3 protein-coding genes and 1 pseudogene are annotated in these 2,214 nt (G+C 68.9%); 2 read left to right on the plus strand and 2 right to left on the minus strand.

The genetic code is table 11. From position 1 onward, the window contains the following. Together Q0C81_RS18130 and Q0C81_RS18135 are read right to left on the minus strand one after the other, a co-directional pair. Nucleotides 1-268: pseudogene (locus Q0C81_RS18130) on the minus strand (hypothetical protein); the annotation flags it as partial. Further along, nucleotides 268-660 (minus strand): BlaI/MecI/CopY family transcriptional regulator, encoded by a 393-nt coding sequence (locus Q0C81_RS18135; protein WP_291841216.1) that lies wholly within the window; start codon nt 658-660, stop codon nt 268-270. The gene Q0C81_RS18135 and the pseudogene Q0C81_RS18130, both read right to left, overlap by 1 nt. A 250-nt stretch (nt 661-910) precedes the next feature. Between Q0C81_RS18135 and rpsT the strand changes: the two genes are divergently transcribed. Together rpsT and Q0C81_RS18145 are read left to right on the plus strand one after the other, a co-directional pair. After that, a complete protein-coding gene (gene rpsT, locus Q0C81_RS18140; RefSeq protein WP_291841218.1) occupies nt 911-1,180 on the plus strand; it encodes a 30S ribosomal protein S20 in 270 nt (89 codons plus the stop codon). A gap of 475 nt (nt 1,181-1,655) precedes the next feature. Next, a partial coding sequence (locus Q0C81_RS18145) for a DnaA/Hda family protein (RefSeq protein WP_291841220.1) occupies nt 1,656-2,214 on the plus strand: 559 nt, incomplete at its 3' end.

The following is a 2,214-nucleotide window of genomic DNA, read 5'->3' on the forward strand; positions in this document are numbered from 1 at the left end:
CCGGCGCGGCCGCCGGGGCGGCCGGGGCCGCGAGGGCGACCGCCGCCGCCGGCGCGATCACGACCTCGCGCACGGGCGCCGGCGTGATCAGCAGAAGCGCCGTCGCGACCGGAGGCAGGACCGGCAGCAGCAGCGCCGCGCCCCATGCCTTGTCCCTCAGACCGGGATCGGCGCTCAGCCGTTCGATGATCGTCCCGCCCGCCAGGCCCAGCGCCGCCACGGCGACGGACAGGCCCAGAGACAGGGCCAGAAGCTCGGGCGCGCCCACTATTGCGTCTCCCCGTCGGCCTTGCCGGCGTCGTCGGTCAGCGCCTGCTCCAGCGCGGCGATGTCGTCGGCGTCCAGAAGCTGGCTGCCCGAGAAGGCGGCGGCGGGCAGCGGGCCGTCGATCTCCAGCAGGGCCGACAGCCGCTTCATCATCCCGCTGATCACGGCCACCTTCGGCTGGGTCGCTTCATAGACGGCGACGCCGTGCACCTCGCGCCGCGCCAGCAGCCCCTTGGCCCGCATCCGCTCCAGCACCGTCCGGGTCGTCGACGAGGTCCAGCCCAGCCCGTCGGCGATGCGCGTCTGCACTTCCCGCGAGCTCAGCGCCCCGTCGCGCCAGAAGGCTTTCAGCACATCCAGTTCGGCGTCCGTGGGTACGGTCGGTTCGCTCATGACGGCCTCTCGGTTACGTTGGTCGCCGTAGCGCTACAATTGTAACCAATCGGCGTCAACTGTCGCCTTTGAGAACGCCGAGCCCTCCTGTATGGAGCCGGGACCTGGCCGGCGGCCCGACAGGGCTCTCGCAGAACGAGTCAGACTCCCGCTTGCCGGGCGAGGCCCTTTCCGCTATAGCCGCGCGCTCTTGAGATTTCCGCGCCGTGGACGTGTGCTCCGCGGCGTTTTCCGTTCGAAGGTTTGACTGATGGCCAACAACCCCGGCGCCAAGAAAGCGATCCGCAAGATCGCCGCTCGCACCGAAGTGAACAAGGCGCGCCGCACGCGCGTCCGCACCTTCCTGCGCAAGTTCCAGGAAGCCGTCACCGGTGGCGACGCCACCGCCGCCAAGGGCGCCTTCGTGGAGGCTCAATCGGAGCTGATGCGCGCCGTCTCCAAGGGCGTGGTTCACAAGAACACGGGCTCGCGCAAGGTGTCGCGTCTGGCCGCCCAACTGAAGAAGATGTCGGCCGCCTGATTTTTCGGGCTCCGGACGGCCTTTCATAGGCCTGTCATGGTAAATAGCAGTGAATTCAACGGCGAGGGCGCACACGCTCCCTCGCCGTTTGCACGTGTCGCGGTAACCGTTGTCACGCGAATTCGCGCTCGCGTCTGTGGCGAAATCAGGATTTCCCAAGGCCGCGACGCGCTTTAGCGGAGTCAACAATTTTAACTGCATTTTGAGTCGCGAATCAGCGTTGACCCACCCTTCGCCGAGCGTAAGTTCAAGGGGCTGACGCACTTCCATCCCCACACGGATGAAGACGGCGCGGAACCCTGTTTCGCTCCGGCGTGAGCCGTCTGATCGAGAGAACGACCCCAATCCGGGCGGCGGTTGCGCCGCACCGGGCAGGAGAAGTCGTCCCTGCGCCAGCCGGCTCTGAAGGGTGTCACGGTGATGGATTTTTGCGGCGGGTGGCTGACCGATGATGGGGAGCGCGAGGATGGCGGGGATGACGGATCCGGATCATATCTGGACCGAGGCGGCCGGTCGGCTGCGCGGCGAGATCGGCGAGGGGGCGTTCAGTTCCTACATCGCGCCGTCGGCTGTGCGCGTGGACGGCGCCGGCCAACTGATCCTGGTCACGCCGACCGCCTATGCGCGTGACTGGGTGCGCAAGAACGCCCTGCGCCGCATGAACGAGCTGTGGCTGGGCCTGGACGGCCTGAACCGCCGCCTCGATGTGCGCTGCCGCGCCGAAATGGGCTCGGTCGCCCCGGCCTCGCAGGTCGCCGCCGGCCGCGCCGCCTCGGCGATCTCGGGCAATGTGGTGGCCATGCCCCACGCCTCCATGCCCCTGGCCACGGTGCCCCCGGTCGCCGACGGCGCCCGCGCCGTGCGCGCCGCCGGCCTGCAGGACCGCCTGACCTTCGACAGCTTCGTGGAAGGGCAGGGCAACGCCTTCGCCCTGGCCATCGCCCGCCAGGCCGCCGCCTGGGCCGACGGCCACTTCAACCCGATCTTCTTCTGCGGCCCCTACGGCTACGGCAAGACCCACCTGCTGAACGCCG

The sequence above is a fragment of the Brevundimonas sp. genome (genome assembly GCF_023259385.1).
In the GTDB taxonomy this organism is placed as follows: Bacteria; Pseudomonadota; Alphaproteobacteria; order Caulobacterales; family Caulobacteraceae; genus Brevundimonas.

Coding starts and splice junctions, on each gene's coding strand:
- rpsT (WP_291841218.1), top strand. CDS start 911: ATGGCCAACAACCCCGGCGCCAAGAAAGCGATCCGCAAGATCGCCGCT.
- Q0C81_RS18135 (WP_291841216.1), bottom strand. CDS start 660: ATGAGCGAACCGACCGTACCCACGGACGCCGAACTGGATGTGCTGAAA.